We start from the raw sequence: 24,939 nt of genomic DNA on the forward strand, positions 1-24,939 counted from the left end.
GCTAGGAGATTTGTATAAGTCACAGGCCTATTGCTATTTGGGCGAGGAACGGGTCGTTCCCTTAGCCACCACCGAAGCGCTGGCGCCGGCGCTGCTCGAAAAACTTGTCGCCATGCCGTTGCCGGACGGCGTGCTGCTCAACGTCAACTTTCCGAATTGCCCGCCCGAAGAGATCGCCGGCACGGTCGTTACCTCGCAGGGCAAGCTCGTCCACAGCCTGTGGGTCGACGAGCGCCGCGACGGCCGCGGCCTGCCTTACTATTGGCTGCGCTTCGGCCGCGAGCCAGTAGAAGGCAAGCAAGGCACCGACCTCTATGCCATGCGCAATCGGCTGGTGTCGGTGACGCCGCTGCAGCTCGATCTCACCGCGCATGAAATCCGCGATCAACTGGCCAAGGCGCTCGCATGAACTTGAACCACGCTCCGGCGGTCGACGACCGCGAAGGTTTTGCCGCCTTTCTGCTTCGCCTGCGCGGCAGGGGCACGGTGCCGAAGGTGCTGATCGCCGCCTTTGAGGCGACTCCGCGGCGCGGCTTCCTGTCGGCCCACTTCCATTCGATCGCCTGGTCGGACCGCATGCTGCCGATCGAATGCGGCGAGGCCATCGAAGGCGCCGACCTGCAGGCGGCGGTGATCGCAGCACTTGCCATCGAGCCGGGAAACCGCGTGCTCGAGATCGGCACCGGGTCCGGCTATACGGCGGCGGTGATGTCGCGGCTTGCCGCTCGGATCGTCACCATCGACCGTTACAAGACGCTGGCCGAACAGGCCCGGCAGCGCCTCGAGGCACTCGCCATCGGCAATGTCATCGTGCGCCAGGCGGACGGTTCCAACGGGCTGGCCAACGAAGCGCCGTTCGACCGCATCGTCGCCTGGGCGGCCTTCGACAGCCTGCCGCGTTTCCTGCTCGACCAATTGTCGAGCGGCGGCATCGTCATCGCGCCGATCGGACCCGACGAGGGCGAGCAAGTGCTGGCCAAGCTGACCAAGGTCGGCAGCCGCTTCGAACGCGAGGATATCGGCCTGGTGCGCCTGCAGCCGATCTTGCACGGCGTCGCCGCGGTCATCTGACTTAAAAATTTTAAGAAAATTTGCGTCGGATTCTACAGGTTTAACCGACCGGTAACATTAACGCGCTTTAATCACACTCAGTTGTACCGGGTCTGTGCGGGTTAGTGCGATGCAATTCAGTGTTTTGAAGGCAAACGGACGCAATCTGGCGCGTGGCTGCGCCGTCCTCATGATCGCAGGCGCTGCGACGGGGTGTAGTTCCCAGGTGGCGCGGTTCAACAGCGTCGACGACGTGTTCACCGCCTCGACCAACAACCAGCGCGCCATCATCGACAAGCAGGATGCTGCCCAGCCCTATCCGGGCGATGTTGCGGCCGCCCCGATCGACGGCAGCCACACCCAGTCGGTCAGCCGCTCAAGCCTCGAACCGGTTACGGCACAGCAACTGCCGCCGCCGGCTCCCGCCCTGGCCCCTGCCGCCCGCCCGGTGCGTACCGCTGCCGCGCCGGCCCTGACGCCTGCCGCTCCTCGTGTCGACAGGACGGCAACCGGCACCGTTGCTCCGGCGGCAAGGCCGTTCAAGAACGCCGAGCCCGACGCGCCGCGCATGGCGACGGCCGCCGGCGCACCGCATGCAACCGAGATCGTCGTCAAGGATGGCGAGACCATTTCCGGCCTGTCGCGGCGCTACGGCGTGCCGGCCGATGCCATCATGAAAGTCAACGGGCTGAGCGCGACCAAAGGGCTGAAGACCGGCCAGAAGCTCGTCATCCCGGCCTATGCTTACTCGAGCAACGGCGCCGCGCCGAAAGTCGCCGACGCCAAGCCCACGAACGGCACCAGGCACGATCAGCCGGCCGACGCGCCGGAGAAGGTGGCCGTGCTGCCGCAGCAGCCGAAGCTCAGGGAAGGCAAGTCTGCCGCGCAGGTGGATGCCTCGGCCGCCGCAAGCCAGCCGAAGGATGGAAAGACTGCGCTCAAAACAGCCTCGGCGATGGCCAAGCCGGCCGGTGCCGGCGGCACTTACACGGTACAGCAAGGCGATACGCTGTCCGCCATCGCCAGAAAGACCGGCGTCGGCGTCGTTGCGCTGAAACAGGCGAACGGCATGCAGGACGGGCTGCTCAAGATCGGCCAGACCCTGAAAGTGCCGGCCGGCGGAACCGCTGTTGTCGCCGGCGCGAAGCCGGCAAAGGTCGATCCGGTGACGACGGCCACCACTCAGCCACCGGCCAAGACAACGCCGACGCAGACGCTCGCCTCCTACACGCCGCCAAAGAAGGATGCGAAAGTCATCCAGCAGGCCGAGGACGACGATGCGGTGGCGCCGGATGCAACCGGCATCGGCAAGATGCGCTGGCCGGTGCGCGGCCGCGTGATTTCAAGCTTCGGCGGCGGCAAGGACGGCGTCGACATCGCCGTGCCTGAGGGAACGCCGGTCAAGGCAGCCGAAAATGGCGTCGTCATCTATGCCGGCGATGGCCTCAAGGAATTCGGCAACACGGTGCTGGTGCGTCACGAAAACGGTCTGGTCACCGTCTACGGCCATGCCAGCTCGATCGAGGTGCAGCGCGGCCAAAAGGTCAAGCGCGGCCAGGAAATCGCCCTGTCCGGCATGAGCGGCACCACCGACTCGCCGAAACTGCATTTCGAAGTGCGCAAGAACTCGGCGCCGGTCGATCCGTCAGGCTATCTCGAATAGAGAAAAAGCGACTTGCGGGCCGCCTGACCTTCAGCCCGCCGAAGAAGTCCGCTCCGCAAGGTGCGGGCTTCTTCTGTTGCTTTTCTGGACCATGATCTAGTCCGAAACCGGGCTCCTTTTTTGCTACGCTGACCTTCGGTTCGGGATCATGGTCTAGTCCTTGAGCGACTTGCCGAGCCGGCCTGCCAGATCCTGGGTGAATTGCCAGGCGACGCGGCCCGAACGGCTGCCGCGCGTTGTCGCCCATTCCAGCGCCTCGGCGCGCAGCGTCTCGGGATCGATGGCGAGATCGTGATGGCGGACATAGCCGTCGATCATGTCGAGATATTCGTCCTGCGAACATTTGTGGAAGCCAAGCCACAGGCCGAAGCGGTCCGACAGCGAAACCTTTTCCTCGACCGCTTCCGACGGGTTGATCGCGGTCGAGCGCTCATTGTCGATCATGTCGCGCGGCAACAGATGTCGCCGGTTCGAGGTGGCATAGAAGATGACATTGGCCGGGCGGCCCTCGACGCCGCCTTCAAGTGCTGCCTTCAGCGATTTGTAGGACGTGTCGTCATGGTCGAATGACAGGTCGTCGCAAAACAGGATGAAGCGGAAGGGTGCTGCCTTCAGCAGGCCCATCAGCTTCGGCAGCGTGTCGATGTCTTCGCGATGGATCTCGATCAGCTTGAGCGGAAGGTCTAGCTTCGCCGAGGCGTTGACCGAGGCGTGCACTGCCTTGACCAGCGACGATTTGCCCATGCCGCGCGCGCCCCACAACAGCACGTTGTTGGCGGCGTAGCCTGAGGCGAAGCGCTCGGTGTTGTCGACCAGTATGTCGCGGACTCGGTCGACGCCGCGGATCAGGCCGATATCGACGCGGTTGACCTTGCGCACCGGTTCCAGATAGCCAGGATCGGCCTGCCAGACGAAGCAATCGGCCTCGCCTAGGTCGGTTTGAGGCACCGGCGGCGAGGCGAGGCGGGCGACCGCCTCGATCAGGCGGTCGAGCTTCTGGTTCAGGATAGCGATGGTGCTGTCGGTCATCTCTTATCTTTTTTGTTCGCGTTCAGGACGGTGCGGCAGGGCAACCTACCTGATTTCAGCGGTTTCGAAACTCGTGCCAAGCATTTGTTCGGGCATGATCTTTTGCGAAAACCGAGCGTCGCTTTTCGGGATCACCCTCTAACACGGCTCGCCAGGCCGGAAAAGCAGCCGATTTGCCCGGCCGCGCAGTTGCATTGGCAACTTTACCGACTATATTCCGGCCAAATTTGGCGGGGCCGCCTTGCGGCTGTTTTTCAAAGTTCAGGAGTACCTCGATGTTCGTGACACCGGCATACGCCCAAGGCATCGGCGGGGACTCGTCCGCAATGTTTATCCAGATCGTGCCGTTTGCTCTGATTTTCGTGATCATGTATTTTCTGATCATCCGGCCGCAGCGCACGCAGCTGAAGAAGCGCGGCGAGATGCTGGCGGCGGTTCGCCGCGGCGACACCGTTGTCACCGGCGGCGGTTTGGTCGGCAAGGTAACCAAGGTGATCGACGACAACGAGCTCGAGATCGACCTTGGCGGCACCAAGGTGACGGCGCTGCGCTCGACGCTTGCCGACGTGCGCGTCAAGGGCGAGCCGGTGGCGAACCAGAACGCCAAGAAATAACCGAATTGTCGGCGGAACGATCCGCCAGTACGCCCTGACGGACGACGCCATATGCTTTACTTTTCGCGCTTCAAGATGATCCTGATCTGGCTGGCCGTGGCCGCCACAGTGGTCCTCGCTGCGCCCAACCTTTTTTCTGCCAGCACGCTGGCCAAGCTTCCCGACTGGGTGCCGAAGCGGCAGATGACGCTCGGCCTCGACCTGCAGGGAGGCTCGCATATCCTGCTCAGGATGGATCCGAACGATCTGATCAAAGATCGGCTGGAGACGACGCGCGACGAAATCAGGACGCTGCTGCGCGATGCCAAGATCGGCTATACCGGCCTTGCCGGAACGGGCCGCACGGTGCAGGTCCGCATCACCGATCCCGCACAGATCGACGCTGCCAAGAAGGCGTTGAAGACGTTGACCGATCCGGTGGCGGCCGGCTTGTTCAGCGGCGGCTCGATCCAGGAGATGACGCTGGATGATTCCGAGCCCGGCCTGCTCAAGTTCACCGTCACCGATGCGGGCATCAAATATCGTACTTCGGCAGCGCTGACGCAGTCGATCGAGGTCGTCGGCCGCCGCGTCAATGAACTCGGCACGACCGAGCCGATCGTCCAGCGGCAAGGTGACGACCGCATCCTGGTGCAGGTGCCGGGTCTCCAAGACCCGCAACGGCTGAAGGAAATTCTTGGCCAGACCGCCAAGCTGACCTTCCAGATGGTCGACCAATCGATGCCGGTGCAGGACGCGCTGAACGGCCGTCCGCCGCCGGGATCCTCGGTGCTGTATTCGCAGGACGACCCGCCGGTTCCGTATCTGATCGAGAACCGCGTCATCGTTTCGGGTGAAAACCTCGTCGATGCCCAGGCGACGTTCAACTCCCAGAACAACGAGCCGGTTGTTTCGTTTCGCTTCGATTCGAAAGGGGCGCAGCGGTTCGGCCAGGCGACATCACAGAACGTCGGCAAGCTGTTTGCCATCATCCTCGACAATCAGGTGATTTCGGCACCGCAGATCCGCGAACCGATCCCCGGCGGCACCGGCCAGATATCGGGGAATTTCACCGCTGAGAGCGCCAACGACCTCGCCGTGCTGCTGCGCGCCGGCGCCTTGCCGGCGACGCTGACGGTGATCGAGGAGCGCACGGTGGGCCCTGGCCTCGGACAGGATTCCATTCATGCCGGCAAAGTCGCCGGCATCATCGGTTCGATCCTGGTTGTGGCGTTCATGTTCGTCGCCTACGGCTTCTTCGGCTTCCTCGCCAACATCGCGCTGGCGGTGCATGTGGCGATGATCGTCGGGCTGCTGTCGCTGCTTGGAGCGACGCTGACCTTGCCCGGTATCGCCGGTATCGTACTGACCATCGGCATGGCGGTCGATTCCAACGTGCTGATCTATGAACGCATCCGCGAGGAGCGACGTGCCGGCCGCTCGGTCATCCAGGCGATCGATACCGGTTTCAGCAAGGCGCTGGCCACAATCGTCGATTCCAACGTCACCTCGCTGATCGCGACCGTGGTGCTGTTCTATCTCGGCACCGGGCCGGTGAAGGGCTTTGCCGTCACCTATGCCATCGGCATCCTGACCACGGTCTTCACCGCCTTCACCTTCACCCGCCTGCTGGTGTCGATCTGGCTTCGCCGGGCCCGTCCGAAGGAGTTGCCGCGGGCGCCTGTGACTTTCGTTCCGCCCGGAACGAAAATTCCGTTTATGGGCATCCGCCGCTGGACGTTCACGCTGTCCAGCGTGCTTTCAGTCCTGTCGGTCGTCGGGTTCATGACCATCGACATCAATTACGGCATCGATTTCAAGGGCGGCTCGCTGATCGAGGTGCAGTCCAAGACCGGCAATGCCGATCTGGCCGACATCCGCGGCAGGCTGACGGAACTCAATATCGGTGAGGTGCAGGTTCAGCAGTTCGGCGAGCCGAACGACGTGCTGATCCGCGTCGGTACGCAGGAGGGCGGCGAGAATGCCGAGCAGACCGTCATCGACAAGGTGCGCGGCGAACTGCAAGACCAGTACGATTTCCGCCGCGTCGAAGTGGTGGGGCCGACGGTCTCAGGCGAGCTTGCCAAGCAAGGCACCATCGCCATGCTTGTCGCGCTGCTCGGCATCCTGATCTATGTCTGGTTCCGCTTCGAATGGCAGTTCGCGGTCGGCGCCATCGTTGCGACTGTGCACGACGTGGTCATGACGATCGGCTTCTTCGTCATCACCGGCCTGGAATTCAACCAGTCGTCGCTGGCGGCGATCCTCACCATCATTGGCTATTCGCTCAACGATACGATCGTCGTCTATGACCGCGTTCGGGAGGATCTGCGAAAATATAAGCGAATGCCGCTGCCGCAACTGCTGAACAACGCCATCAACGAGACGCTGTCGAGGACGACGCTGACCTCGGTGACGACGATCCTGGCGCTGCTGGCGCTAGTGCTGTTCGGCGGCGAGGTGATCCGCTCGTTCACCATGGCGATGCTGTTCGGCGTCGTGTTCGGCACCTATTCGTCGATCTTTATTGCCGCGCCGCTGCTCATTCTGTTCAAGTTGCGGCCGCAGGCCACAGCGTCGGACGAGGAAAAGCCGGTGGGCGGCGGCAAAGCCATAGCCACCTGACGGCCCGCCGCACGGCTTGCCGCGCCAGTTAGAATCGGACCACTAGTGGCCAAAGTCATCGTCATCCGCGAGGCGCATTTCCCCGGCCGCGCACCGATCGAGGCTTACGGCAATGGCGGCTTCCGTTTTGCCGACATGTCGCATCGCGGCTCGTTGCTGTGTCTGCCTTCGGGCATCTATGGCTGGGAACCGGCCGATCCGCTGGCGCTGACGGCAGCGGATTTCACCAAGCTGTTTAACGAGGCCGACAAGGTCGAGATCCTGCTGGTCGGCAGCGGCAAGGATCTGAGGCCATTGCCTGCCGCGCTGCGTGCTGCGCTGAAGGAGGCAGGCATTTCCGCCGATCCGATGTCGACCGGGGCGGCCGTGCGGACCTACAATGTGCTGCTGGCGGAAGACCGCGCCGTGGCCGCAGCACTCATCGCCGTCGACTGACGTGGCCGAAAACACCAATATCGTCATGGAAGCGGTGCGTGCCGCCGACCACGACCGCTATCTCACCGCCCTCTATGCGCCCGAAGACAAGCGGGACGCGCTGTTTTCGCTCTATGCCTTCAACGCCGAAATCGCCGGCATCCGCGATCGCATCCGCGAAGCGCTGCCGGGTGAAGTCCGGCTGCAATGGTGGCGGGATGTCATCGCCGCCGAAGAGGATGGGGCGGGGGTTGGCCATCCTGTGGCGGACGCGCTGAAGGCGACGATTTCCGCTCACCGCCTGCCGAAGGCGGCTTTCGAGAATATGCTCGAAGCGCGCATATTCGATCTCTATGACGACCCGATGCCATCGCGCACCGATCTCGAAGGCTATTGCGGCGAGACTGCCGCCGCGCTCATCCAGCTTGCGGCGATGGTGCTCGACCCGGTCGAAGCACCGCGTTTTGCCGAACTGGCCGGCAGGGCAGGTTGTGCGCAGGCGATGACCGGTCTGCTGCTTCTGCTGCCGCTGCATCGCAAGCGGGGACAGTGCTTTGTCCCGGCCGACATTTTGGCTGCGGCGGGGTCGTCGGCGCGAGAATTCGTCAGCGGTAATGGCGGGCCAGCCGCGGAACGCGTCGTTGCCGCGATGATCGCTCTGGCACGGGAGCATCTTTCCGCCTTCGAGCAGGGGGCTTCCGCTTTGCCGGTTTCATTGCGTCCGGCGTTTCTGCCGCTGGCTCTGTCGAGCGCCTACCTCGACAGAATAGAGAATGCCCGCCGCTCGCCTCTCAAGGATGTGGCTCGGCTCTCAGCCTTGCGCCGGCATTGGCTTTTGTTCCGGCGCGCCACGCAAGGCTGGCCGGCCGCATAGAGGCTGCCGCGTAACCAACCCGACAGTTATTCCGCAGCTTCCGCCCGAAAAGGCAACCCCAGCCATTCGCGGCAGTCGGCAAGCGCGCGCGATGTCACCGCGTGCCGCTTGGCGACCGTCTTGTCCTTGCCGCGCAGCCGCTTGCCCTCGATCTTTGGCGCGTCCACCGGCGGGAACAGGCCGAAATTGACGTTCATCGGCTGGAAGGAGCGCTTTCCCGGCTCGTCATCGGAGACAATATGGCCACCGGTGATATGGTTGAGCAATGCGCCGAAGGCGGTGGTCAAGGGCGGCAGCGACGGTGTATTGCCAAGCCTTTCGGCGGCGGCAAAACGCCCGGCAAGCAGGCCGATGGCGGCACTCTCGACATAGCCTTCGCAGCCGGTGATCTGGCCGGCAAAACGCAAGCCGGGCCGCGACTTCAACTGCAGCGAAGCGTCGAGCAGCGTCGGCGAATTGATGTAGGTGTTGCGGTGCAGGCCGCCGAGGCGGGCGAATTCGGCGTTTTCCAGCCCGGGAATGGTGCGGAATATGCGCACCTGCTCAGCGTGCTTCAGCTTGGTCTGGAAGCCGACCATATTGTAGAGCGTGCCCAGCGCATTGTCCTGGCGAAGCTGGACGACGGCATAGGCCTTTACAGACGGATTGTGTGCATTGGTCAGCCCCATCGGCTTCATCGGTCCGTAGCGCAGCGTCTCGACGCCACGCTCGGCCATCACCTCGATCGGCAGGCAGCCGTCGAAATAGGGCGTGCCTTCCCATTGCTTGAATTCGGTCTTCTGGCCGTCGACTAGCGCCTGTACGAAAGCAAGGTACTGCTCCTTGTCCATCGGGCAATTGATGTAATCCTTGCCGGTGCCGCCGGGGCCGACCTTGTCGTAGCGCGACTGGAACCAGCAAATGTCCATGTCGATCGTGTCGAAATGGACGATTGGAGCGATGGCGTCGAAAAAGGCGAGCGCGTCGGCGCCGGTCACTTCCGCGATCGACTGGGCGAGCGACGGCGCGGTCAGTGGGCCGGTGGCAACGATCGCCTGGTCCCAATCTGCCGGCGGCAGGCCTGGCACTTCCTCACGCTGGATGGTGATGAGCGGGTGCGCTTCGAGCTTTCTGGTCACCGCTTCGGAAAACCCGTCGCGGTCGACGGCTAGCGCACCGCCGGCCGGCACCTGATGCGCGTCGCCGGCGCTCATGATCAGCGAACCGGCGAGCCGCATTTCGGCGTGCAGCAGGCCGACGGCATTGGCTTGCGCATCGTCGGAGCGGAAGGAATTGGAACAGACGAGCTCGGCCAGCCCGTCGGTCTTGTGCGCATCGGTGCCGCGGATAGGACGCATTTCATGCAGGACAACGGGAACGCCGGCTTCGGCCGCCTGCCAAGCGGCTTCGGAGCCGGCGAGACCGCCGCCGATGACGTGAATGGGATTCTTGTTCATGAGCGCCGAAATAAGGCCTTGGCGCGGCGATTGCAATTGCCAGGCGTGGCACCGCAAGTGGGCTGCTGGGAAAGACTGCCCAAAACAACAACACCCGCCGGGGGAGGAGGTCCGGCGGGTGTCGTTTTGCTGGCCGATCCTCGGGAGGAGGTGAAGATCGACCGGATTCGTCATCGCCGGGGAGGAGGTCGGCTTTGACGAAAATCATTTCGCCATTTGAAAGGGCGCGAAACCCTTTTTGAGAACAACGCCCGCCGGGGGAGGAGGTCCGGCGGGCGCCGTTTTGGTGGTCAACCCTCGGGAGGAGGTGAAGGCTGACCGTATCCGTCAGGGTCGGGGAGGAGGTCGACCCTGGCGAAATTCCTGTGGCTAGATCGCCCTGCGAGCGACCATCTTGATCTCGTCGCGGACGATGCCGAGATCATGAAGCTGGCGGTTCGACAGGCGACCCAGCTCGGTAACCGTCTCGCGGTAGACGCGCCAGTTACGATAGTTGCGGATCAGGTTCATTGTCGTTCTCTTTTCAAAACTGGTTCGGACCATTTGCGGTCCGAAGGATTAGACCGCCTTGCGGGCGACGTAATGAATGTCGCTGCGGCTGATGCCGAGGTCGGTCAGTTCACGGGTGCTCAGGCGGCTCAGCTCGGAAACGGTGTCCCGGTAGCGGCGCCAGTTGCGATAGTTGCGGATCAGGTTCATGGTATCTCGTTTCGTCTTTCTTTCGGATCATTCCGTCTTTGTGTGCACCGTGAAAATAGGTGGGGTCATATCGATTTAAAAGCGCTATTGGTGCATGGCAGCAATGCAAATTGTGCAATGCAACATTAACGCGCGCCCAGTTTTCCGCTCAAACCGGAAAATGCCGTCAGGTCAAACGCTTGGGCGGACGAGCTAAAAAAGGGCCAAGCAAAGGGGGAGGGGCATGGCGAGCTATTCGTCACGGGTCAGGTCGGATATCGGGCGATGGCAGCAGGCGGGCCTGATCGACGCGCCGACAGCCGATGCGCTGACGCGCGACGTCGAGGCCAACGAACGCGGGTCGCTGAGCTTCGGCTCGATTCTGGCTATGATGGCGGCGCTGTTGTTCGGCGCGGCTATCCTGATCTTCGTCGCCGCCAACTGGGAAGTCATGCCGCGGCTGGTGCGGGTCGGGGCACTCTTTGCCGTCATCCTTGCCGGCTATGTCGGCGGTGCGGTGCTGAAGATGCGCGACCATACGGCAATCGGCGAAGCGCTATGGATCGTCGCGGCAGCGGCGTTCGGCGGATCGATCGCGCTGATCGGCCAGATGTATCACCTGTCCGGCGACGAGGCGTCGGCCTTGATCACCTGGGGCGGCGGCACGGCGCTGGCGGCGGTTGCGCTGCGCTCGAACCCGCTGACCGTCGCATCGGTCGGCATTGCCGACGCCTGGCTGTTCCTGAAAGGCTTCGATTATTTCAGGCGCACGGAATTCCCGCATTTGTTTGTCGTCATGGCGCTGGTGCTGTTTGCCGTTTCGTTCTGGACGCGCAGCCAGGCGGCGCGCCATTTGATCATCCTGTCGGTCCTCTTCTATCTCGTGCTCCTGGCGATGGACCACGACACGCTGCAGGTCGCGATCCCCTTGGTTGTCGCGTCGGCGCTGCTTTTTGCCGCCGGGATCTTTGCTGCCGAGCCCGTCGACAGGGTCTTGCAACTCGGCGGCCGGCTGCCCTTGCACGCGCTGATCGGGTTTCTCACCGGCCTGGCGATGATCCAATTCGAGCTGGCGGACGAAAGCAGCTACACCAGCGGCTTTGCCATTGCCTCGGCTGTGGCGCTGGCCGGCATCGTCGCCGCGATCGTGCTCGGCGGCCGCGAGAGCCGGGGGCTGCGCTGGGTTGCCTATGCAGGCTTCGCCTTCGAACTCGCCATCATCTATGTGGTGATGCTGCAATCAATGCTCGACACGGCGGGCTTCTTCCTGGCGGCGGCGGTGCTTCTCGGCGTTCTTGCTTTCGTCATTATCCGCATTGAAAAGCGCATGAACACCCCGGACATGACAGGAGCGGCGGCATGATGACGGGCAAAAGACTGATCATCTCGGCGCTGGTTCTGGCGCTCGTCCAGATCGGCTTTTTAAGCTGGATCATCGCCGGCCGCGCGGCCATCCTGCGCGACGGCAAGCAAGTTCTGCTCAAGGTCGAGCCAATCGATCCGCGCGATCTCCTGCGCGGCGACTATATTCGCCTCGGCTACGACATTTCGCGCATACCGTTGAAGCTGATCGGCAACATCCCGGCCGACAAACGGACGACTGACGACACCTCGATCGTGGTCAGGCTGAAGCAGGGCGTCGACGGCTATTGGGGTCCGACCGCGGCATGGTTCGGGCAAGCGCCGGCACCGGCGGCAGCCGATGAAGTCGACATCGTCGGACACGTCTCCGCAGGCTGGGATCTCAACCCGGAAGCAACGGCGATCTCGCCGGATTACGGCATCGAGCGCTTCTATCTGCCGGAAGGCGAGGGGATGGCGATCCAGAACGACATGCGGGTGCGGCCGTTCGGTATCCGTGTGGCGATCGCGGCCAACGGCACGGCGCAGATCAAGGCGCTGGTGGATGGCGACAAGATCCTGTTCGAGGAGCCACTTTACTAGGGTGCGTTGATATTCAGATGATGCCGGCCTGCAAACGGCGGCTTCCTGCGCTTCCGGTGCTCACGTATCCAAACGTACGCTCCGCTCCGGTTCTCAGAACCCACCTGTTTGGTCGCTTCGCGCCCGTCTTCGACTCCGGCTCGGCCTGACCTGAATCTCAACACACCCAAGAAAGCGTGGCTCAGGCGTGGGTTCCGGCTGACGATCACCTCGCCGATATGCGTGAACATCGATTTTGGCGGAGAGCATGGCTCATGGCAATCACCCTGACGATGCGAGAAGACATAAATCTCGACACTGTTTTCCGGGTCGCCTGGAAAAGAGACACGGTGCAGATCAGCAGCGAGGCCTTGCAACGCATTGCCGAGTGCCGCGCCTCGTTCCTGCGTCTCATCGAAACCGACCCGGTGCCGGTCATCTACGGGGTCACCACGGCCATGGGGGGAACTGGCAAGCAGGCGGCTCGAACCTGGGGAGCGTGATCGCCACGCTCGCATCAAGGCATTCGCAGCCGCCACGTCCTTTGGCGAGCCCTTGCCTGATCGGGTGGTCAGGGCGATCGTGTTTGCTCGGCTGACCAATTTCCTTGAGGGAAACGCGGCGACCACACCGCGCATGGCGCTCGCCGTTGCCGCGATGCTGGACGGCGGACCCATGCCTGTGGTGCCGTCCTTAGGTCAGGGCGGGGCCGGCGAGATCCTCGCCCTCTATCCCCTGTTTGCAGGGCTTTCGACGCGCTTCGACCTGGAAGTTAAGGAGCGGGGATCGCTGATCAATGGGTCGCCTTGCGCCGCCGCACTCGTGGCCGACGCGGCTTTGGCGGCGCGCCGCCGCGTGCGCCTGGCCGAAAAAGTCTTTGCGCTTTCGATCGAGGCGTTTCGCGCGCCGCTCGAACATTATGACCCGGCGCTCGATGCACTTTGGGGCGACGAACACGAAGCTGCGGCCCTGCGGGGATTGAGGGAGTTCCTTGTTGGCGCAGGAGACGGGCGCCGCAATTATCAGGCGCCTGTCAGCTACCGCATCGTTCCCCGCATTCTTGGGCATGCCCATCGTGCGTTGTCCGGTGCGGAACGGGCGGCCACGGTGTCGCTGGCCTCAATATCGGACAATCCGGTCTATGTCCCGCCGGATGAGACGCACCCATTCGGCCGCTGCATCAGCACCGGGGGCTATCACAATGCCATGGCGACGCCGGCCCTGGACGATCTGGCGGCGATTTGGGCCGATATCTGCCTGCTCTGCGACCGCCATGCCTCGAAGCTGCTGAACGGCAGGGTGTCTCTGCTACCGGATCTTTTGATGACCGGGCGGCATTGGGCCGACAGTGACGGTCACGGCAATGTCGGCTACGTGCCGATGGCAATCACCGGCTATCTGGAGCAGGCGAAGCTTTCGGCGCAGCGCACGTTCATCCCGGGAACGGAATCGGCCGGCGCCGGGCAGGACGATGTCGCCACGACGGTTTTCCTCGCATGGACGAAGGAAGCACGCGCCGGCCGTTGCCTCGATGCAGCAATGGCGATGCTGGCGGTGATCGCGTCGCAAGCGCTGCATGTCACCGAGCGCGCCGCTCCTCCGGCGCTTCAGTCGTTCGTGGCTGACATCAGGAGCATTGTGCCGCCTGTCGGTTCCGACCGGGTACTGGGACCGGAACTTGCGAAGCTGGCCGAATGGTTCACCGAGCAGGTCATCGAGGAGTAGGCCGTCATATTGGTGCGGATGAAGGGACTCGAACCCCCACGCCTTTCGGCACTGGAACCTAAATCCAGGGCGTCTACCAATTCCGCCACATCCGCGTCGCCCGGCCAATCTCATGTAGCCATCATTCTGTCAATGTCAGAGCCCACATCAGCATCATTGCCCGGAACGCGAAGATGGTTGAAAATCAGCCGCGCCTGTGACAAAAGGCGTGTCGAATGTGACGGAACGCGACGATCCGCTTCTGCAGAATGTGACAAGAAGTAGGAAAAACAAAGACTTATTCACATTTTGGAGCGTATTGCTGGAGGATTTGAGCCGCGTTTGGCGGACAAATCGCCAAGTCCCGCACCAAAAGCCATTCCCGGCAAGATCATACCGGCAGGTTGCGAACGGCAGGGGCCGTTTGGCGGCCTCATTGGTGGAAACAAAGGTTTTATGATGCAGGTCACCGAAACGCTCAACTCCGGTCTCAAGCGCGAGATCAAAATCACCGTGCCGGCCGGTGACATGGAAGCCAAGCTGATGGCGCGGCTTTCGGACGCCAGGAACAAGGTTCGCATCAACGGCTTCCGCCCCGGCAAGGTGCCGGTGCAGCACCTGCGCAAGGTCTATGGCAAGTCGTTCATGGCCGAAGTGGTCAATGAGATCCTCAATGATTCGACCCGTTCGATCATCACCGGGCGCGGCGAAAAGGCCGCCATGCAGCCCGAAGTGATCATGACCGAGGACGAGAAGGAAGCCGAGAAGATCCTGGCCGGCGGCGCCGATTTCGAGTTTCGCCTGAATTACGAGGTCATTCCGCCGATCGAAATCAAGGATTTCTCCGACATCAAGGTGACGCGCCAGGTGTTCGACGTGCCGGATGAGGAGATCGACGAGCAGGTCAAGCGCGTCGCCGAATCCGCTCGCACCTACGAGCCGAAGACCGGCAAGGCCGCCGAGGGCGACCGCGTGACGATCGACTATGTCGGCAAGATCGACGGCGAAGCCTTCAACGGCGGCGCCGGTACCGATCAGCCGCTGGTGCTCGGCTCGAAGGAATTCATCCCCGGCTTCGAGGATCAGCTGATCGGCGGCAAGGCCGGCGATGAGAAGCAGGTCACGGTCACCTTCCCCGAAAACTATCAGGCGGCGCATCTGGCCGGCAAGGAGGCCACTTTCGACGTGACCGTCAAGGAAGTGTCGAAGCCCGGCGCGCTTGAGATCAACGACGAGATGGCCAAGAATCTCGGCCTGGAGTCGCTGGAGCGCCTGCGTGAGGTGGTGCGCGGTCAGATCGAGAACCAGTTCGGCTCGATAACGCGTCAGAAGATCAAGCGCCAGTTGCTCGACCAGCTCGACGCCGCCTACTCGTTCGAGGCGCCGTCCAAGCTCGTCGAGGCCGAGTTCAACAACATCTGGAACCAGGTCAACCGCGATCTCGAAGCCGCCGGCCGCACCTTCGCCGATGAAGAGACGACGGAAGAAGAAGCGCGTGCCGAGTATATGCGGCTTGCCGAACGCCGCGTGCGCCTCGGCCTTGTTCTCGCCGAAATCGGCGAGAAGGCCGGCGTCACCGTGTCGGACGAGGAATTGCAGCGCGGCCTGCTCGAGCAGGTGCGCCGCTATCCGGCCAACCAGCAGCAGGAAGCCTTCGAGTTCTACCGCAGCAACCCCGAAGCGCTGAACACGCTGCGCGCGCCGATGTTCGAAGAGAAGGTGGTCGACCATCTGCTCGGCCAGATCTCGGTCACCGACGTCAAGGTCAGCAAGGAAGAGCTGCTGGCCGACGACGAGGATACGGAGACGACCAAGGCGAAGCCGGCGAAGAAGGCCGCTGCGAAAAAGGCCGACGCCAAGAAGGCCGACGACGACGCTGAAGAGCCCAAGAAAAAGGCCGCACCGAAGAAGAAGGCCGCCAAGGACGCTGAATAACGTCCCTACTGAATTCCGAAAGGCCGCCTTCTCGAGGCGGCCTTTTTCGTTGTGGCGCAGACGCAACGGATTTCACGCATCTGGCGGTCGGGGTGGCGACAGGAAGCTTTGATCATTATCTGCGCTAAGTTGCGGACCGCCGCGGTTGTTGGAGGCATCGTTGAGACAGTTCCTCGGTATCGGAAGCGTGGTTGCGACGGCGTTCCTGCTTGCGTCGGTCTGCGGCATCGCCCAGGCTGATACGGTTCTCGACAACTGGCGGTTCGACAGTGGCAGCGATGGCCTTGTCACCGCCTCGCTTTACGCCACCAACAAGCTCATCACCGGAGGCGGCGCATTGAGCTACAGCCCGGTATTGACGATCGCCTGCCGGACCGCGGGTGAACCGCGCTGGAGCGAATGGCTGCAACTGAACGATGCCGTCTCCGCCAGCCGAACCATCACCATGTCGGTGACTGTCGACCAATCCAGCAAGGTCAACGAAAGCTGGTCGGTTGGCACGCGCGGCAGGATGCTGGTCCGCGACGGCGTCGACGGCGTCAGGCGACTGGTTGCCGCGAACCGGCTGCTGCTGTCCTGGCGGTTCGGGCTGCTCTCAGGGCGCGGTGAAGCCGATTTCGATCTTGCCGGCCTTGAAGAGGCGGTCGGCCGGATCGCCGCCGCCTGCAACACCAAATTGCCTTGAGCAGATTGTCCGCATTAAACCTTTGCATTGTCGAACTCTACCTGCCGGCCGGGTTCTGTGGTATGTAGGTGCCGCAACTCCATAGGCAGTGGATATCCGTTCTGCCGTACAAGAGCGCATGCTGGCGGACTAAATGTCGGCATGCGCAGGTCAGCCAGGGCAAATTGGCGATCAGGGAGGAATGCCATGCGTGCCATTGTGTTTTTTACCGTCATGTCCGTCGCGACCGTCATTGCCGATCCCTCGCGGGCACAGGATGCCGCGGCGGGTGAGAAGGTCTTCGCCAAATGCAAGGTCTGCCACATCGCGGACAAGGACCAGAACAAGATCGGTCCGTCCTTGAACGGCGTCATCGGCCGAACGGCCGGCACGCATCCGGGGTTCAGCTATTCCAAGGCCATGACCGAGGCTGGAAAATCCGGCGTTAAATGGGACGAAGCCACGCTGGCGACCTACCTTCACGATCCCAAGGCGATGGTCAAAGGAACGAAGATGGCATTTCCCGGCCTCAAAAAGGACGAGGACGTCGCCAATGTCATCGCTTATCTGAAGCAATTCTCCAAATAACCCGGTACTTCCGCCGCATCTTGGTATCGCAAACAGGTCGAGGCAGGCCTCGACCGAAATCCACCGGCAGTGTCGATGGGGAGGGCGGCTCGTTGCAAAAAAAACATTGGCCGGCTAGGCTACCGTTCCCATTGGTGGTCGTCTGAATGTCGACTAGAGAAAGCCGTCTCAAGGATACCGGCGTCCGCCTCTCGGAAGCGACGGCCGGCGACTTCTTTGCGCTTTTGAAACCACGGGTCATGGCGCTCGCCGTTTTTACCGCCTTCGTCGGCCTGATGATGGCGCCCGGTGTGATGAATCCGGTTATCGCCGTAATCGCCATCGGCGCAATTGCGGTTGGAGCAGGGGCCGCCGGCGCGCTCAACATGTGGTATGACGCGGACATAGATGCCTTGATGTCTCGCACGTCAAAGCGGCCGATCCCGTCAGGTCGCGTCACGCCTGGCGAAGCTCTCGGCTTCGGCCTGGTGCTTTCCGCACTGTCGGTCATGACGCTCGGCGTGCTGGTGGGATGGCTTGCCGCATCGCTGCTGGCGTTCACCATCTTTTTCTATGTCGTCATCTATACGATGTGGCTGAAACGTTCGACGCCGCAAAACATCGTCATAGGCGGCGCTGCGGGCGCCCTTCCTCCGGTGATCGGTTGGGCGGCTGCAACCGGCGCGATCGGCATTGATAGCGTCATTCTGTTTCTGATCATTTTCCTCTGGACGCCGCCTCATTTCTGGGCGCTGGCCCTCTTCAAGGTCGGCGATTATGCCGCGGCGGGCATCCCGATGATGCCGAATGTGGCTGGCCAGGCCTCGACCAGAAAACAAATCTTCGCCTATTCGCTGCTTCTTGCGCCAATCGGCGTGCTTCCTTGGGCCTTCGGCTTCGCGAGCGGATATTACGGCATTGTTTCGGCCGCATTGGGCGCGGGTTTCATCTGGCATGCCTGGAAGGTCCTCGTCATCGCCGACAAGGAAATGAAGCCAGCAAAGGCGCTGTTTGCCTATTCGATTATTTATCTTTTCGCGATTTTTGCGGCGCTGCTTGCCGACACCATTGCAATGCGAGCGGTCGTGTCAGCCGGCTACTGACGACTTGTTCCCCGCCTTAGGCCGTGGACTCATAAACGCGCAGCCATCGGCGGATGCACGCGGGCGCATCATCAACCCGCCACGTCCATCATGATAGACACCAATAGCCTGATCTTACTTCCGCTTTCGCGGAGCTACGGCCCGACATAGCTGCATATGCTGTTGGACGCCTCTCGGTCGAAAGCGACCCAAAACCAACAATTGTATGCTAGGCTCGCGAGCCAATCAAAACGGACGGCGGGGGATAGCAAATGTTGGAAACGGACAAGGTGTTTGCTGGCTCGATTCCGGAAAATTACGATCGCTATATGGTGCCGTTGATTTTCGAGCCGTTCGCCGCAGGTCTTGCACAGCGAGCAGCGTCCGTTTCGCCCAGGGCCGTCTTGGAAACCGCCGCGGGCACCGGGGTTGTCACCCGCGCACTGGCGCCAAAACTGTCCCCTGACGCAAGCTATATCGTAACCGACCTCAACCAGCCGATGCTCGACTACGCCGCTTCGCGACAAGCTCCCGACAGTCGCATCAAATGGCGCCAAGCTGATGCTCTGGCGCTACCGTTTGAAAATGCGGCCTTCGATCTCGTTTGTTGTCAGTTCGGCGCGATGTTCTTTCCCAACCGCTCATCTGCCTACCGCGAAGCAAAGCGAGTCCTGAAGCCCGGAGGACACTTTTTATTCAACGTATGGGATCGCATCGAGGAGAATGTATTTGCGGATGATGTGACGAATGCTCTCGCCAAGATTTTTCCGAACGATCCGCCGCGCTTTCTGGCACGCACGCCGCACGGCTACCACGATACGGCACTGATCCGTAGCGAGCTGGAGGACGCAGGCTTCTCCCGTGTGGTGATCGAGACGAGAGCCGAACAAAGCCGTGCATCCTCGCCGCGCCTTCCGGCCGTTGCTTATTGTCAGGGAACTCTTCTTCGAAACGAAATCGAGGCCAGAGGCGCAGGAGAACTGGAGGCCGCAACCGACTATGCCGCATCTGCGATTGCAGACAAACATGGCAGCGGCGAGGTTGCTGCCAAAATTCAGGCACACGTAATCGTGGCTGTGGTCTAGGTGTTGGAATATCCCGTTCCGGCACTTCGCGACATTCCGCTGCTACGCAGCAGTTGCGTTGCTTTCGGACTGAAACGGACATGAACCGAATTTATGAGTACGCGCCCTAGATGCATCTGGATTAATTCAGCGTTCTAGAGTTGCTGCCCGTCCGAGACTTCGGCTCGGCGATTGGAGAAGTCAAGGCCGACTCAAACATCAGGTTGGCAGTGCACAAAATCCCAGCAACAGCAGAACAACGACGCCAAGGCCGAGTATGAGAACTGTCCTTCCATCCATGACCTTCACCTTCGACTTGAAGAGCATATCGAAGAAAAGCCTCCAGAGCTAGTCGGGCCGCCGAGGCCTTCTTACAAGCGCGACAAGTCCCTCGCATGAGAGTATATTGATGATGGTGCAGGTCGCGGTTTCGCGTGGCCAGTCATGCAAAACGGCAGCACCGTAAAACCGCGACCTTACCGGACCTGGTCTGGAGGAATGGTCATGGCAAGCTTTCACGTGATAGCAGGCGCCAGCGAGACGTTGGAACACACCAGAGTTCGAAAAATCGGTGTCTCCGATCTTTTCGATGCGCTCAGGCGTGGCGTCGACGATTTCATGGTCAAGCCATCGCACATCGTTTTTCTCTGCCTGATCTACCCGCTTGCGGGGGTCGTGCTTGCTGTCTGGACATCAGGCAACAACACGCTGCCATTGCTGTTTCCGCTTGTGTCCGGCTTTGCACTAATTGGTCCGTTCGCGGCGATCGGCCTCTATGAGATCAGCCGGCGACGGGAAGCCGGGCTCGACGCCTCGTGGAGGCACGCCTTTGAGGTCAGGAGTTCTCCGGCGCTGCCGGCTATCGCGGCGGTCGGCATCATGCTGCTTGCGATCTTCATCGCCTGGCTTTTGACGGCCCAGATATTTTACCAGACCCTGTTCGGCCCGGCGCCACCGCAATCGCTCTCCAGCTTCATCAGTGAAATATTCGCCACGGGACGCGGCTGGACGCTCATCATCCTGGGTCACGCCATCGGCTTCGTGTTCGCCGCGGTTGTGTTGTGCACCACGGTCGTCGCCTTCCCGTTGTTGCTCGACCGCGATGTCGGCGCCTACGAAGCCATCCACACCTCGGTGCGCGTTGTCCTGGCCAACCCGATCGTGATGGCGGTGTGGGGCCTTATTGTCGCCGTTGCCCTGATCATCGGCTCGCTGCCAGTGTTCGCCGGGTTGGCAGTCGTGCTGCCAATCCTTGGTCATGCCACCTGGCATGTCTATCGGAAGGTTGTGGAATCGCCGACGGCCACCAGACCGGTGAGCTGAAAAAAATCTGCTCTGCCGCACCGGCGAGAGGGCCGGTGCGGGCAGAGTGGGTCGGAGCTTTCAATAGGCCGGGTGGCTGAAGCGGGCCTGGCGCGCGTCTTTTGTCAGGTCGCGGAAATCCTTGCCGCTCACATGAACCAGCGTCCTGTGGTCGCCGCCCTCGAAATAGATTTCGGGAGCGTCGCCGAGACTTTGATCGACGACCACCGGCACATCATAGGCAGCGCCGATCGGCGGGACAGCCCCGACGTCGCAATCGCCGAACAACGAGATCACCTCGTCTTCGGAGGCCAGTCCAAGAGGCTTGTCCATGACATCCTGCAATGTCGCAAGTTCGATCCTATGCGTGCTTGGAACCACGGCCAGCGCATAGCCACGGTCGTGGTGAACGACCACCGATTTGGCCACTATGCTGCCAGGCACATGTGCCGCAATGGCGGATTGTCTGCTTGTCGCCGTGCGGTGATGCTCGACGGTATCGTAGGAAATTCCTTTCCTATCGATGAAGTCCTTCAGTCTGTTTGCGATGGTCATCTTGGGCGCCCCTTGCTGGTGTTCGCGACGCATGTGGAAACGTCGGCATCGCCTGCCGTTTCCGATACCAACAGAAATGGACCAGCTGCAGATTGTTTCAAGGCGAAGGCTCCAGGACCGGACCGCCTGGATCCGGATTGCATGTCAGGGGCCAGCCCCGAAAAATGCCATTCGGGTGAGAAGCGTGTAGTCCGCTTCGAAGACCATCATCGTCACGAACACCAGCACCAGCACCGGCGGCAGGATGATTGCATATGTCAGCGCCAGCCGTTCCCAGGCCATGTGCATGAAGATGGCGACGATCAACCCTGCCTTGAGGATCATGAAGATCAGGATCAGCGACCATCTGAGATAGCCGTGGAGACCGAAATAGTCGACCAGATAGGAGCAGGTGCTGAGGATGAACAGCCATGCCCAGACCACCAGATAGAGCTTGATCGGGTGCTCCTGGTGAACCTCCGCGGGGGTAACGCCGGTCGTCGTCGCATCATGCGTATGGACGCCGTCGAGCGTGTGTTGTCGCAGGCCGTTTGCGGTTGCTTCAGCCATGTTCTGCCTCTCACCAAAGATAGAAAAATGCGAAAATGAACACCCAGACCAGGTCGACGAAATGCCAGTAGAGCCCCATGATTTCGACGTTCTCGTAGCGGCCCCTCCGGCTGGTGAAGAAGCCGGGCCGTCCGACATCGTAATCCCCGCGCCAGACCTTTCGCGCCACGATGATCAGGAAGATGACCCCGATCGTCACATGCGTGCCGTGGAAGCCGGTAATCATGAAGAAGGATGACCCGAACTGTGCAGCGCCCCAGGGATTGCCCCAAGGCCGCACGCCTTCGGTGATCAGCTTGGTCCATTCGAAGGCTTGCATGCCGACGAAGGTCGCGCCGAGTGCTGCGGTCAGAAGCATCAGGACTGCCGTCTTGCGGCGGTTGCGGCGGTAGCCGAAATTCACCGCCATGGCCATCGTTCCGCTGCTCGAGATCAGCACGAAGGTCATGATGGCGATAAGGATCAACGGAATCTCGGAGCCGCCGATGCGCAGGGCAAAGACCTCGCTCGGATTGGGCCACGGCACGCGTGTGGAGATACGCGCGGTCATGTAGGAGAGCAGGAAGCAGCCGAAGATGAAAGTGTCGCTGAGCAGGAAGATCCACATCATGGCCTTGCCCCAGGACACGTTTTTGAACGCGCGCTGATCCGAGGACCAGTCGTCGGCAATGCCTTGCCAGCCTGCCGGCCGCGGCTCCGTTCGGCCGATGTGGGTCAGTGTCGTCTCTGCCATCCGCCCGTTCCTCCTAGGTCAGCAACCCTCGGCAAATGTCGATTAAAGTCGAAGCCCAGCCGGCCAGAAGAGCGAAGATGGCGAGCCAGACGAAAAGCAGGAAATGCCAGTACATGGCGCACAGCTCGACGCTGAGGCGAAGCCGTTGCGGCCGCGCTCCGTTCCAGGCGCCGGCGGTCGTTCTGCCCAGGCCGACCAGCCCTCCCAGTATATGCAGGCCATGCATTCCTGTTAGCAGGTAGAAGAAGCTGTTGGCCGGATTGGAGGCCAGAAAATAGCCATCTGCGCTCAGTTCCCGCCATGCCACAAGCTGTCCAATCAGGAAGGCGAGCGCCGTAAGTCCAGCGGTGGCAAGGCCGAGCCTGACCATGTCCACTTGACCCTTGCGCGCCGCGAGCGAAGCGCACTGCATCGCAATGCTGCTCAAGACCAGTACGCCGGTATTAAGCCAGAGCAGGGGCGGGATGGGCAGCGGCTGCCAGTCCGACAGCGCCATGCGCATGAAATAGGCGCTGGTGAACAGTGCGAACAGGCAGCCGACGACGGCGAGGAAGACGCCGAGCCCGATCTTGGCGGTCGGCAGCGCCGATCCTTCCATACCGACAAAATCCCCGGCCATACCTTGCTCGAGCCATGGCTTGGTCATCAGCCGCTGGTGGGAAAGCCACCAGCCGGCAATACCGGCGATCACGAGCAGGAAGACCAGAATTACGCTCATGCCGGCTCCCTGGAGGGGGCGAACGAGCCCGGAACGTTTTGCGGAATGAAGTCCTCCTTGGCGCCCGGCACGCTGTAGTCATAGGCCCAGCGATAGACGATCGGCAGTTCCTTGCCGAAATTGCCATGGGCCGGAGGTGTTTCGGGCGTCTGCCACTCGAGCGTCGTGGCCCGCCAAGGATTGCCGCCGGCCTCACGGCCATGGCGGATGCTCCAGATCAGATTGAACAGAAACACAATCTGAGCAAAGCCGACGATGAACGCCATGATGCTGATGAACGAGTTCAGGTGGTGCGCCGATTCCGTCATCACCGTCATGTCGGTCAGTTCGTTGTAGCGCCGCGGCACGCCCATCAAGCCGAGATAGTGCATCGGAAAGAAAATCAGGTAGGCGCCAAGGAAAGTGACCCAGAAATGGAACTGGCCCAGTGTTTCGTTCAGCATCCGACCGGTGACCTTCGGATACCAGTGATAGATCGCGCCGAAGATCACGATAATCGGGGCGACGCCCATGACCATATGGAAATGGGCGACGACAAACATCGTGTCCGACAGCGGAACGTCGACGACGACATTGCCGAGGAACAACCCGGTCAACCCGCCATTGACGAAGGTGACGATGAAGGCCAGGGCGAAAAGCATTGGTATGGTGAGATGGATGTCGCCGCGCCACAGCGTCAGCACCCAGTTGTAGACCTTGATGGCTGTTGGAATTGCGATGATCAGTGTCGTGGTGGCGAAGAAAAAGCCGAAATAGGGATGCATGCCGCTGACATACATGTGGTGCGCCCAGACCACGAAGCTCAGCGCGCCGATGCCAACGATGGCCCAGACCATCATGCGGTAGCCGAAGATGTTCTTCCGTGCATGGGTGCTGATCAGGTCGGATACGATGCCGAAGGCCGGAAGCGCGACGATATAGACCTCGGGGTGGCCGAAGAACCAGAACAGATGCTGGAACAGGATCGGGCTGCCGCCACCGTGCTGCAATTGTTCGCCCATCTCGACGATAGCCGGCATGAAGAAGCTGGTGCCGAGCGCGCGGTCGAACAGCATCATCACGCAGGCGACGAACAGCGCCGGGAAGGCGAGCAGCGCCATGACAGTGGCGGTGAAAATACCCCAGACAGTGAGCGGAAGGCGCATCAGCGTCATGCCGCGCGTGCGGCCCTGCAGCACCGTCACGACGTAGTTCAAGCCGCCCATGGTAAAGCCGATGATGAACAGGATCAGCGAGACGAGCATCAGGATGATGCCCCAGTCCTGGCCGCCTGGCGTACCGGTCATGATCGCCTGCGGCGGGTAGAGCGTCCAGCCGGCGCCTGTCGGTCCGCCGGGCGCAAAAAAGCTCGACACCAGGACCAGCACGGCAAGCAGGTAGATCCAGTAGCTCAGCATGTTGACATAGGGAAAGACCATGTCGCGAGCGCCAACCATCAGCGGGATCAGGTAGTTGCCGAAGCCGCCCAGGAAGAGTGCCGTGAGCAGGTAGATCACCATGATCATGCCGTGCATTGTGATGAACTGGTAGTAAGCTTCCGGGGTGATGAAATCGAACGTGCCGGGGAAGCCGAGCTGCAGCCGCATCAGCCAGGACAATACCAGCGCCACCAAGCCGATCGCTGTCGCCGTCGCCGAATACTGGATGGCAATGACCTTGGCGTCCTGCGAGAAAACGTATTTCGTCCACCAGCTGTGCGGGTGGTAGAGTTCCATTTCCGCGACTTCGGCTGGCGGGATGGCATCTGCAGGCGTGATATCAACCATAGGAACACCTCCGTG

The 24,939-nt window shown here is 61.6% G+C and carries 27 protein-coding genes and 1 tRNA gene; 17 read left to right on the top strand and 11 right to left on the bottom strand.

All coding sequences use genetic code 11. The features are described 5' to 3' along the window. The 3 genes from NKJ08_RS17400 to NKJ08_RS17410 all read left to right on the top strand — a co-directional run. Window positions 1-409: 5'/3'-nucleotidase SurE (locus tag NKJ08_RS17400; protein ID WP_352782403.1), on the top strand; the 409-nt coding region annotated here is incomplete at its 5' end. Then, complete coding sequence (locus NKJ08_RS17405; RefSeq protein WP_352526037.1) at window positions 406-1,071, top strand: protein-L-isoaspartate(D-aspartate) O-methyltransferase; 666 nt, start codon at window positions 406-408, stop codon at window positions 1,069-1,071. The genes NKJ08_RS17400 and NKJ08_RS17405, both read left to right, overlap by 4 nt. Before the next feature lie 109 nt (window positions 1,072-1,180). Beyond that, window positions 1,181-2,713 carry a peptidoglycan DD-metalloendopeptidase family protein gene (locus NKJ08_RS17410; protein WP_352526036.1) on the top strand — a complete coding sequence of 511 codons (1,533 nt, stop codon included), beginning with the start codon at window positions 1,181-1,183 and terminating at the stop codon, window positions 2,711-2,713. A 153-nt stretch (window positions 2,714-2,866) separates the two neighbouring features. Here the strand turns inward: NKJ08_RS17410 and NKJ08_RS17415 are convergent, their stop codons facing one another. Further along, a complete protein-coding gene (locus NKJ08_RS17415) occupies window positions 2,867-3,742 on the bottom strand; it encodes an ATP-binding protein (protein WP_352526035.1) in 876 nt (291 codons plus the stop codon). Between the two features lie 55 nt (window positions 3,743-3,797). Continuing rightward, complete coding sequence (locus NKJ08_RS17420; protein WP_352526230.1) at window positions 3,798-4,112, bottom strand: hypothetical protein; 315 nt, start codon at window positions 4,110-4,112, stop codon at window positions 3,798-3,800. On the opposite strand from NKJ08_RS17420, the gene yajC reads away from it, so the two are divergent. Genes yajC through NKJ08_RS17440 form a run of 4 tightly spaced genes read left to right on the top strand, consistent with a single transcriptional unit; the run spans window position 4,018 to window position 8,248 of the window. Next, the gene (yajC, locus tag NKJ08_RS17425) at window positions 4,018-4,356 is read left to right on the top strand and encodes a preprotein translocase subunit YajC (RefSeq protein WP_352526034.1); all 339 of its coding nucleotides are present in this window, start codon (window positions 4,018-4,020) and stop codon (window positions 4,354-4,356) included. The two genes, NKJ08_RS17420 and yajC, sit on opposite strands and share 95 nt — an antisense overlap. A 51-nt stretch (window positions 4,357-4,407) precedes the next feature. Then, window positions 4,408-6,960, top strand: coding sequence for a protein translocase subunit SecDF (secDF, locus tag NKJ08_RS17430; protein WP_352526033.1), 2,553 nt, complete (start codon window positions 4,408-4,410; stop codon window positions 6,958-6,960). A 45-nt stretch (window positions 6,961-7,005) separates the two neighbouring features. Continuing rightward, window positions 7,006-7,395 carry an Mth938-like domain-containing protein gene (locus NKJ08_RS17435; RefSeq protein ID WP_352526032.1) on the top strand — a complete coding sequence of 130 codons (390 nt, stop codon included), beginning with the start codon at window positions 7,006-7,008 and terminating at the stop codon, window positions 7,393-7,395. A gap of 25 nt (window positions 7,396-7,420) precedes the next feature. After that, entirely contained in the window at window positions 7,421-8,248 is an 828-nt protein-coding gene (locus tag NKJ08_RS17440) for a phytoene/squalene synthase family protein (RefSeq protein WP_502906338.1), read from the top strand. A 26-nt stretch (window positions 8,249-8,274) separates the two neighbouring features. Here NKJ08_RS17440 and trmFO read toward each other — a convergent pair whose 3' ends face one another. The 3 genes from trmFO to NKJ08_RS17455 all read right to left on the bottom strand — a co-directional run bounded on the left by trmFO (window position 8,275) and on the right by NKJ08_RS17455 (window position 10,383). After that, entirely contained in the window at window positions 8,275-9,684 is a 1,410-nt protein-coding gene (gene trmFO / locus NKJ08_RS17445; RefSeq protein ID WP_352526030.1) for a methylenetetrahydrofolate--tRNA-(uracil(54)-C(5))-methyltransferase (FADH(2)-oxidizing) TrmFO, read from the bottom strand. A gap of 369 nt (window positions 9,685-10,053) precedes the next feature. After that, complete coding sequence (locus tag NKJ08_RS17450) at window positions 10,054-10,194, bottom strand: DUF1127 domain-containing protein (protein WP_352782408.1); 141 nt, start codon at window positions 10,192-10,194, stop codon at window positions 10,054-10,056. Window positions 10,195-10,242: 48 nt separating this feature from the next. Beyond that, complete coding sequence (locus tag NKJ08_RS17455) at window positions 10,243-10,383, bottom strand: DUF1127 domain-containing protein (RefSeq protein WP_091596947.1); 141 nt, start codon at window positions 10,381-10,383, stop codon at window positions 10,243-10,245. 223 nt (window positions 10,384-10,606) lie between these two features. Here NKJ08_RS17455 and NKJ08_RS17460 point away from each other — a divergent pair, with 223 nt between their 5' ends. From NKJ08_RS17460 to NKJ08_RS17475, 4 genes are all read left to right on the top strand, one after another. Next, window positions 10,607-11,725 (top strand): DUF2157 domain-containing protein, encoded by a 1,119-nt coding sequence (locus NKJ08_RS17460; RefSeq protein ID WP_352526028.1) that lies wholly within the window; start codon window positions 10,607-10,609, stop codon window positions 11,723-11,725. Further along, window positions 11,722-12,306 carry a GDYXXLXY domain-containing protein gene (locus NKJ08_RS17465; protein ID WP_352526027.1) on the top strand — a complete coding sequence of 195 codons (585 nt, stop codon included), beginning with the start codon at window positions 11,722-11,724 and terminating at the stop codon, window positions 12,304-12,306. The genes NKJ08_RS17460 and NKJ08_RS17465 overlap by 4 nt, the downstream gene beginning before the upstream one ends. A gap of 254 nt (window positions 12,307-12,560) precedes the next feature. Continuing rightward, complete coding sequence (locus NKJ08_RS17470) at window positions 12,561-12,788, top strand: aromatic amino acid lyase (RefSeq protein ID WP_352526026.1); 228 nt, start codon at window positions 12,561-12,563, stop codon at window positions 12,786-12,788. Window positions 12,789-12,801: 13 nt separating this feature from the next. Next, window positions 12,802-14,010: an aromatic amino acid lyase gene (locus tag NKJ08_RS17475; RefSeq protein ID WP_352782458.1), complete on the top strand. Its 1,209-nt coding sequence runs from the start codon at window positions 12,802-12,804 to the stop codon at window positions 14,008-14,010. A 10-nt stretch (window positions 14,011-14,020) separates the two neighbouring features. Here NKJ08_RS17475 and NKJ08_RS17480 read toward each other — a convergent pair. Next, a tRNA-Leu gene (locus NKJ08_RS17480) sits at window positions 14,021-14,105 on the bottom strand. A gap of 343 nt (window positions 14,106-14,448) precedes the next feature. Here NKJ08_RS17480 and tig point away from each other — a divergent pair. The 6 genes from tig (at window position 14,449) to NKJ08_RS17510 (ending at window position 20,624) form a co-directional block, all read left to right on the top strand. Further along, complete coding sequence (tig, locus tag NKJ08_RS17485) at window positions 14,449-15,924, top strand: trigger factor (RefSeq protein WP_352526212.1); 1,476 nt, start codon at window positions 14,449-14,451, stop codon at window positions 15,922-15,924. A 160-nt stretch (window positions 15,925-16,084) separates the two neighbouring features. Further along, on the top strand, window positions 16,085-16,609 hold the full coding sequence (locus NKJ08_RS17490) for a hypothetical protein (RefSeq protein ID WP_352526025.1): 525 nt from the start codon (window positions 16,085-16,087) through the stop codon (window positions 16,607-16,609). 213 nt (window positions 16,610-16,822) lie between these two features. After that, the gene (locus NKJ08_RS17495) at window positions 16,823-17,176 is read left to right on the top strand and encodes a c-type cytochrome (protein ID WP_502896101.1); all 354 of its coding nucleotides are present in this window, start codon (window positions 16,823-16,825) and stop codon (window positions 17,174-17,176) included. Window positions 17,177-17,322: 146 nt separating this feature from the next. Next, complete coding sequence (locus tag NKJ08_RS17500) at window positions 17,323-18,258, top strand: heme o synthase (RefSeq protein ID WP_352526022.1); 936 nt, start codon at window positions 17,323-17,325, stop codon at window positions 18,256-18,258. A gap of 251 nt (window positions 18,259-18,509) precedes the next feature. Beyond that, window positions 18,510-19,322: a class I SAM-dependent methyltransferase gene (locus NKJ08_RS17505; RefSeq protein ID WP_352782412.1), complete on the top strand. Its 813-nt coding sequence runs from the start codon at window positions 18,510-18,512 to the stop codon at window positions 19,320-19,322. 483 nt (window positions 19,323-19,805) lie between these two features. Beyond that, on the top strand, window positions 19,806-20,624 hold the full coding sequence (locus NKJ08_RS17510) for a DUF2189 domain-containing protein (RefSeq protein WP_352526019.1): 819 nt from the start codon (window positions 19,806-19,808) through the stop codon (window positions 20,622-20,624). A 60-nt stretch (window positions 20,625-20,684) separates the two neighbouring features. Here NKJ08_RS17510 and NKJ08_RS17515 read toward each other — a convergent pair whose 3' ends face one another. The 5 genes from NKJ08_RS17515 to ctaD form a co-directional block, all read right to left on the bottom strand. Further along, window positions 20,685-21,158 (bottom strand): aminoacyl-tRNA deacylase, encoded by a 474-nt coding sequence (locus NKJ08_RS17515; protein ID WP_352526018.1) that lies wholly within the window; start codon window positions 21,156-21,158, stop codon window positions 20,685-20,687. A 144-nt stretch (window positions 21,159-21,302) separates the two neighbouring features. Further along, window positions 21,303-21,707, bottom strand: a complete 405-nt coding sequence (locus NKJ08_RS17520) for a cytochrome C oxidase subunit IV family protein (protein WP_352526017.1) — start codon at window positions 21,705-21,707, stop codon at window positions 21,303-21,305. Window positions 21,708-21,717: 10 nt separating this feature from the next. Further along, a complete protein-coding gene (locus NKJ08_RS17525) occupies window positions 21,718-22,440 on the bottom strand; it encodes a heme-copper oxidase subunit III family protein (protein WP_352526015.1) in 723 nt (240 codons plus the stop codon). A 13-nt stretch (window positions 22,441-22,453) separates the two neighbouring features. Beyond that, window positions 22,454-23,158: a cytochrome c oxidase subunit 3 gene (locus NKJ08_RS17530; protein WP_352526013.1), complete on the bottom strand. Its 705-nt coding sequence runs from the start codon at window positions 23,156-23,158 to the stop codon at window positions 22,454-22,456. Further along, window positions 23,155-24,924 (bottom strand): cytochrome c oxidase subunit I, encoded by a 1,770-nt coding sequence (gene ctaD / locus NKJ08_RS17535; protein ID WP_352526011.1) that lies wholly within the window; start codon window positions 24,922-24,924, stop codon window positions 23,155-23,157. Before ctaD ends, NKJ08_RS17530 begins: the two co-directional genes overlap by 4 nt. Between the last annotated feature and the right edge of the window lie 15 nt (window positions 24,925-24,939).

Source organism: Mesorhizobium sp. M0244, assembly GCF_040321795.1.
Taxonomy (GTDB): Bacteria; Pseudomonadota; Alphaproteobacteria; order Rhizobiales; family Rhizobiaceae; genus Mesorhizobium.